Annotated in this window: 7 protein-coding genes; 1 reads left to right on the forward strand and 6 read right to left on the reverse strand. The window is 65.3% G+C overall.

Features of this window, described 5'->3' with window-relative positions; translation table 11 throughout:
- Positions 1–9 precede the first annotated feature (9 nt).
- Genes H531_RS0109060 through H531_RS0109080 form a run of 5 tightly spaced genes read right to left on the reverse strand, consistent with a single transcriptional unit; the run spans position 10 to position 4,571 of the window.
- A complete protein-coding gene (locus H531_RS0109060) occupies positions 10–795 on the reverse strand; it encodes a carbohydrate ABC transporter permease (RefSeq protein WP_022799037.1) in 786 nt (261 codons plus the stop codon).
- A 13-nt stretch (positions 796–808) separates the two neighbouring features.
- Positions 809–1,579, reverse strand: coding sequence for an SDR family NAD(P)-dependent oxidoreductase (locus tag H531_RS0109065; protein WP_022799038.1), 771 nt, complete (start codon positions 1,577–1,579; stop codon positions 809–811).
- Positions 1,572–3,044 (reverse strand): FGGY-family carbohydrate kinase, encoded by a 1,473-nt coding sequence (locus H531_RS0109070; RefSeq protein WP_022799039.1) that lies wholly within the window; start codon positions 3,042–3,044, stop codon positions 1,572–1,574. The genes H531_RS0109065 and H531_RS0109070 overlap by 8 nt, the downstream gene beginning before the upstream one ends.
- A gap of 2 nt (positions 3,045–3,046) precedes the next feature.
- Positions 3,047–3,844, reverse strand: coding sequence for a BtpA/SgcQ family protein (locus H531_RS0109075; RefSeq protein WP_022799040.1), 798 nt, complete (start codon positions 3,842–3,844; stop codon positions 3,047–3,049).
- On the reverse strand, positions 3,831–4,571 hold the full coding sequence (locus H531_RS0109080; RefSeq protein ID WP_022799041.1) for a DeoR/GlpR family DNA-binding transcription regulator: 741 nt from the start codon (positions 4,569–4,571) through the stop codon (positions 3,831–3,833). The genes H531_RS0109075 and H531_RS0109080 overlap by 14 nt, the downstream gene beginning before the upstream one ends.
- A 146-nt stretch (positions 4,572–4,717) precedes the next feature.
- Between H531_RS0109080 and H531_RS0109085 the strand changes: the two genes are divergently transcribed.
- Positions 4,718–5,401, forward strand: coding sequence for a gamma-glutamyl-gamma-aminobutyrate hydrolase family protein (locus tag H531_RS0109085; protein WP_022799042.1), 684 nt, complete (start codon positions 4,718–4,720; stop codon positions 5,399–5,401).
- Here H531_RS0109085 and H531_RS0109090 read toward each other — a convergent pair.
- The coding region (locus H531_RS0109090; RefSeq protein ID WP_022799043.1) for a diaminopimelate decarboxylase family protein at positions 5,398–6,461 on the reverse strand (1,064 nt) is incomplete at its 5' end. The two genes, H531_RS0109085 and H531_RS0109090, sit on opposite strands and share 4 nt — an antisense overlap.

Raw genomic sequence — 6,461 nt, forward strand, 5'->3', positions numbered from 1 at the left:
CCACCTCCTTCACTTCACCGCCCCCAAGGTGAGGCCTTCCACCAGGTACCGGTCCACCGTGCGGGCGAGAAGGGCCACAGGAACCACTGAAAGGACCACCCCTGCCGCCACCTGCGCGAAGAGGACACCCCTTTGGGTAACGAGGGCCGAGAGGGCCACAGGGATGGTTTGGGTTTCGCGCCCAGAGAGGAGGAGAGAAAAAAGGAATTCGTTCCAGGAAAAGAGGAAGCCCATGACCCCGGAAGCGAAGAGGCCCGGGACCGAGAGGGGCAAAACCACGTGGAAGAAGGTAGTGAGCGGCGTGGCCCCATCCACGTGAGCCGCCTCCTCCACTTCTCTGGGAAAGCTCTGAAAGAATCCCATGAGGAGCCAGGCCATAAAGGGCAGGGCGAAGGCCAGGTGGGAGAGTACCAAGGCCATCAAGGAGCCTGAGAGACCAAGGGTGCGAAGCAGGGCAAAGAGGGGGAGGGCCAAGACGATGGGCGGGAGCATTTGAGTGGCTAGGACGGCGAAGCGCAAGGGATGACCCCCTAGGCGGTAACGGGCGAGGGCGTAACCGAGACCTGCAGCCAACGGGAGCCCCAGTAGCACCACCAAGGAGGCCACCACGAGACTGTTACGGAACCCTCTCCCCAGGGGGCCCTCCAGCACCTGGCGGAAGTTCTCCAGGGTGAGGGGGCCGAGGACCGGGGGGAGGGCATAGGCGAGCCCCTCGGGGAGGAGGGCGCTTCGCAGGGTCCAGAGGAGGGGGAGGAGGAAGGCCAGGGAGAAGGCAAAGAGCAGGGCGCTCGCCAAAAGGTGGAGTCTCCTAGAAGATCCAGGCGCCACCGTTCACCTCCAAGGCCTCTCCGGTGATGAAGTCCGAGTCCGGTCCTGCCAGGAAGGCCACCGCCTTGGCTACGTCCTCTGGGGTTTCCAGACGGCCCAGGGGGGTCTGGCGGATATACTCCTGGCGTACTTCCTCCGGGTTTAGTCCCCTCAACCTTGCTTCCCAAAGGACCTCCCGCTCCTGCATAGAGGTCCGCACAAATCCCGGATTGACCGCGTTCACCGTTATCTTGTAAGGGGCGAGCTCCTTGGCCGCTGCCTGCACCAAGCCCAAAACGGCGAACTTGCTGGCAGAGTAGTGGGCGAGAAGAGGGGCGGCTTGCCTTGCGGCCATGGAGGCGGTGGCGATGATCTTGCCCCTAAGTTCCCGTCCTGGCATGAGGTCCTGGGCTACCATGGCCCGGGCGAAGGTCTGGAGGGTGAGAAAGGTTCCCTTGGCGTTGACCCGGAAGTTGAAGTCCCATTCCTCCTCCGTGAGGTCCAAAAAGCGGTTCATCGTGGACACGCCGGCGTTAGCCACCAGGACGTCCAGACGACCGTCTTCCTGATAGACCCGCTCCCGGGCAGCCTCGAGGCTGGACCGGTCCGCCACGTCCACCTGGAGGTAGGGCGCGCCCAGAGCTTCCCCAACCTCCCGGGCCGCCTCAGTGTCTAGGTCCGTGACCCAGACCTTGAACCCGTCCCGGGTAAGCCTTTCGGCGATGGCTCTGCCGATCCCTCTTCCTGCTCCTGTAACCAGAGCGTTAGGCATAGCTACCCCCCAGCTTTGGGTAGAAGTCCTTAAGTCTTTGGTAAAGTTCCCGGTAGAGGGGATAGAAGCGGCGATAGGAGAAGGTCCATTCAGCCTCAGGTTCCGTGATTCCAGCTACCTCCCGCCTGAGGTCGGCAAAACCCCAAAGACCTACGGCCACTCCTGCCAGGAAGGCCACCCCGTAGGCGCTTCCCCGCTCCCCCCCTGCCAGGTACACCAAGGGGGCCTCGAGAACGCTGGCCAGGATCTTCCGCCACAGGGGGCTTCTCGCCCCGCCGTCCAGGACGAGGTACCGCTCCACCCGGTGGCCCCGGGCCTGTAGGACCTCCACATGGTGCCGGTAGGCGTACCCCACCCCCTCTAGGAGGGCCCGCCAAAGGTGAGCGGGCGTGTGGGCCAGGGTGAGGCCCACCACAGTCCCCCGGGCCTCCGGGTCGTGCACCGGGGTCTTTTCCCCGAGAAAGTAGGGGAGAACTAAGAGGCCTTCCCCTCCCGGGGGCACACCCTCGGCCTCCCGGTCCAGTTCCGCGAAGGAGGCCCCCCTCTGGAAGCCATCCCTGAACCAGCGGAGCAGGCTCCCCGTGGTGGCCATGCACCCGTTGAGCACGAAGAGGCCGGGGACATCGTGGAAGTCAATGAAGAGCTCGGGCACGGGGGCAAACCGATCCACAGCGTAGAGGAAATCTCCAGCGCCGCCCAGCTTCAGTACGGCTTCGCCCGGGGAAAGCAGGCCCGCAGCCAGGGCGGCGGCGATGTGGTCTGCGCTCCCTGCGATCACCGGAAGGCCCTTGGGGAGGCCGGTGGCCTCGGCCGCCTCCCGCACCACCTCCCCGACCACCTCTAGGGGATTGCGGACCGGTCCAAAAAGGTTCGGTGAGGCCTCCACGGCCTCTAGGATGTCCTCAAGCCAGCGTCGGCCCACGGGATCAAAAAGCCCCGACTCCAGGGCCCAGTTGGCTTCCTGGTAGCGAGCCCCCGTAAGGCGGAAGGCCACGTGCTCATAGGAGCCCGAGACCCAGCTGACCTTTCTCCAGATCTCAGGCCTGTGGCGGCGGAACCAGAGGAGCTTGGGAGCTACCACCTGTTGGTTCCATATGGAACCGGTCCGGGCAAAAAGCCACTCGTCTCCGAAGCGCTCCCTTAGCTCGCGGATCTCCGCTACTGCCCGGGCGTCGTTCTGCAGGGGTGCAGGGGCTAAGGGACGGCCCTTTGCATCGTGAAGGACCACCGCTGGCACCATGCCCGAGACCCCGAGGGCCTTCACCCCTGCGGGGTCAAACCCCTGGAGGACCTCCCGGATCCCCTCCACCACCCCGTGCCACCAGGTGCCGGGGTCTTCCTCCGCAAAGCCGGGATGAGGGGTGAGGAGGGGATGGGGGCGCTCCGCTGCCCGAAGAGGGCGGGCCTCTCCGTTCAGCAGGAGGACCTTTACCGCGGTAGTGCCCACATCCACGCCCAGGACCACGTTTACCCCCTAGCTTGCCGAACAATCTCCATAAAGCTTCTGGCCCGCTCGGGGTCTACCTCGTTCCAGGTGATCCCGTCCCGTTTGAGGGCCGTGCCTACTATGACCCCATCCGCCACTTCCAAGATCTCCCTCACGGTCTCGTGGCGCACCCCGGTGTTGGCCAGAACGGGTACCTGGGGCAAGGCCCTCTTGACGGCCCGGAGGTGGTCCAGGTTCACGCCCTCCCCGGTCATGGGCCCGGAGACCAGAACGGCATCGGCAAGGCTGGAGAACACGGCGCTTTTCGCTCGCTCAGGGAGGGACCGGGTGTCCAAGGGGGAGGCGAATTCAGCAGAGATGTTGTAAAGCAGGAACAAGTCTTCCCGCAAGAGGCGCTTCCGATACCGTAGGGCCTCGGCGGCGCGGCCCTCCCACAGACCCATGTCCGAACTGTACAACCCGGTGAAGATTTCCCGGGCGAATCGAGCTCCGGTAGCGGCGGCTAAGGCCATAGTGGCCAAGGGATCCCAGAGCACATCTACCCCGAAGGGTACCCGGATGAGGGGCTTTAAGCGGCCGATGACATAGGCCATGGTAGCCACGCTGGCCCGGTCCACGGAAAGCTCGTAAGGGCGATCGTTCTCATTGCCAAACATCAGCGCGTCCACCCCTGCCCCTTGTAGAGCCAGGAGGTCGCTTTGGGCCGCCTCCACGATCGCCTCCAGATCCCCGTCGTAGAGGGGGGTGCCTGGGAGGGCCTTGAGATGCACCATGGCGATAACGGGCTTGCGGCCAAATAGGGCTTCAAAGCGTTCCATCCACCACCTCCACTCTCACCAGGGACTGGAGGTTTGCTTCCTCCAGGTCAGTGATCACCCGTTCCAGGGCGGAAAGAGGGGCTACGAAAGCCGGTGCCCTTTTTCCCCACTTGCTCTTATCGGAGAGGAGGACCGTCCTTTGGCTCACTGCCATAGCCTTGCGCTTGACTGCGGCCTCCTCAAAGGTATGGTTCGTAACCCCCTCCAGGTCAAAGGCATCGGCTCCCATAAAGAAGAGATCAGCCCGTACATAGTCTAAAAGTTCCTCGGTCCATGGACCCACCACGCTATAGAACCCATTGCGCACAAGACCCCCCACCACAAGGACTTCTGTTCTCCCCTGGGCTGCGGCTTGAGCCACGGGAAGGTCCAAGGCCACTACCCTCAGGGGGCGGCCCGCCAAAAACCGGGCCAAGGCCAAGGCAGTGGTGCCCGAGTCCAGGACCACCGTAGCCCCATCAGGCACTAAAGTGGCTGCCCTACGGGCAATGGCCTCCTTTATCCTGAGGTTTCTAGCAATCTTTTGGACGTAGGGTGGTTCCGCCTCCATGAAAAGCGCTCCGCCATGTGCTCGTTGAAGCAGTCCCTGGCGAGCGAGGAGGGCCAAGTCTCGGCGGACAGTGGCCTGGGAAACTCCCAGGCGCTCTGCAAGGTCCCGGGTGCTCAGGGCTCCGTAATGGTGAATGAGGTGCAGGAGCTTATTGCGCCGCTCTGCAGCTAGGGGCATCTTCTTGCTTGAATGTAAGCGAAAATGCGCGATCTTGTCAAGATCTGAGCTGGGAGGCTACCTTCTCGGGCGGCAAGCGTCAGGCGGGACCGGGGAAAAGACCACCCCTTGGCTTATCTGAGGGGCTGTAACGTTATCCTATTCCCATGCGCCTTATCGGCATCGCCACCCAGCGGCGAAGTGCCGAGGGTGGGCTTTTCTTGGGTCTTGTGGGGGCCTATATGGAGGCCCTGGCGGCCCAGGGTCTGGCCTACGTCCTGGTGCCGCCTCAAGGTGAGGCGGCATTGGAGCGGCTCCTGCGGCACCTGGACGGGATCCTCCTCCCGGGGGGAGGGGACGTGGACCCTGGGCTCTATGGGGAGGAGCCCCTTCCGGAGCTTGGGGAGGTGGATCCTGAGCGGGACGGCCTCGAGGTCTTCCTAGCCCGCTACGCTGCGGAGAAGGGGCTTCCTCTCCTTGGGGTGTGCCGGGGGGTCCAGGTGTTGAACGTGGCCCTGGGGGGGAGCCTCCACCAGGACCTGGGCCGGGCGGGTTTTGCCCTGCAGCACTACCAGAAAAGCCCTCCCGCCTGGGGGGCCTTGGCCCACCGGGTGGAGCTTACGGGGGAGAGCCCCCTCACCGCCCTCTTCCCGCCCTCCTTCCGGGTGAACTCCTACCACCACCAGGGGGTGAAGGCCTTGGGGAGGGGTCTGAGGCCTGCGGCCTTCTCCCCGGACGGTCTGGTGGAGGCGGTCTTCCTAGGGGGCCACCCCCTTTACCTGGGGGTGCAGTGGCACCCGGAGCTCCTGCGGGCGCACTGGCCCCTTTTCGGGCTCCTCCGCCGGGCCTAGGTCTCGTCCTCCCAGAGCCTCTCCAGGGCTTCCCGGGGTCTTAGGACCTCAAAGGCTTCGCCGGTCCAGAGGAGCTCCAGGGGCCTAGGGGTGTCCAGGTAGGGGAGGGCCATGCTGGCCCCGTAGGCTCCGGCCTCCAGGAAGGCCAGGGCGTCCCCTTCCTTGGGCCTAGGGAGGCGCACCCCCCTTAGGAGGACATCCCCGGCCTCGCAGGCGGGGCCCGCCAGATCGTACTCCACCTCCTCCCCGCCCTCGTAGAGGGGCAGCACGGGGTGGACGGCCCCGTAGAGGAGGGGCCGGAGGAAGGCCGTCATGCCCCCGTCCAGGAGGAGGTAGTTCCTCCTGGTGCGCTTTGTGCCCACCACCCGGACCACGAAGACCCCGGCCTCGGCCACCAAGTACCGTCCGGGTTCCAGGAAAACCTGGGCCCCGTAGAGGCGGGCCAGGGCCCTCACCGGCTCCCTGAGGGCCTCCAGGGGAAGGTCCAATCCCAAGCCTCCCCCCAGGTCCAGGACCTCTACGGGGCCCACCTGGGGGAAGAGCTCTTCCAGCACCTGGTACCCGGCGAGGAAGTCCTCCACGGCTTCCAGCTTGGAGCCCAGGTGCAGATGGAGGCCCTGGAAGCTGAGGCCGAGCTCCCGGGCCAGGGCGAGGAGCCTAGGCACCTCTTCGGGTAGGACCCCGAACTGGCTCTCTCCCCGGCCTGTGGCCAGGTGGGGGTGGGTGGCCACGGGGAGGTCCGGGTTCACCCGGAGGAGGACCCGGGCCCCCGGAAGGAGGCGGGCTACCCGCAGGAGGTCGCCCTCGGAATCCAACACCACCCAAGGGGCCTTCTCCCGAAGCGTTCCCAGGGCTTCTTCCGTCTTCACTGGGCCGTTCCAGAGCACCTCCTCGGGGCCAAACCCTGCCCGGTACGCCCGGAGGACCTCCCCCAGGGAGACGGCCTCGGCTCCCAGGCCCAGGGCGCGCAGGCGGCGTAGGAGGCCCAGACGGGGGTTGGCCTTGAGGGCGTAAAAGAGCCTGGCCTCGGGGAAGGCTTGCCTGAGCCTCTTTACCTGGG

This window comes from Thermus islandicus DSM 21543 (assembly GCF_000421625.1).
In the GTDB taxonomy this organism is placed as follows: Bacteria; Deinococcota; Deinococci; order Deinococcales; family Thermaceae; genus Thermus; species Thermus islandicus.

Bases quoted from the DNA above. Each gene is read 5' to 3' on its own strand.
- H531_RS0109065 (WP_022799038.1), bottom strand. From the start codon at position 1,579: ATGCCTAACGCTCTGGTTACAGGAGCAGGAAGAGGGATCGGCAGAGCC.
- H531_RS0109075 (WP_022799040.1), bottom strand. From the start codon at position 3,844: ATGGAACGCTTTGAAGCCCTATTTGGCCGCAAGCCCGTTATCGCCATG.
- H531_RS0109080 (WP_022799041.1), bottom strand. From the start codon at position 4,571: ATGCCCCTAGCTGCAGAGCGGCGCAATAAGCTCCTGCACCTCATTCAC.
- H531_RS0109085 (WP_022799042.1), top strand. From the start codon at position 4,718: ATGCGCCTTATCGGCATCGCCACCCAGCGGCGAAGTGCCGAGGGTGGG.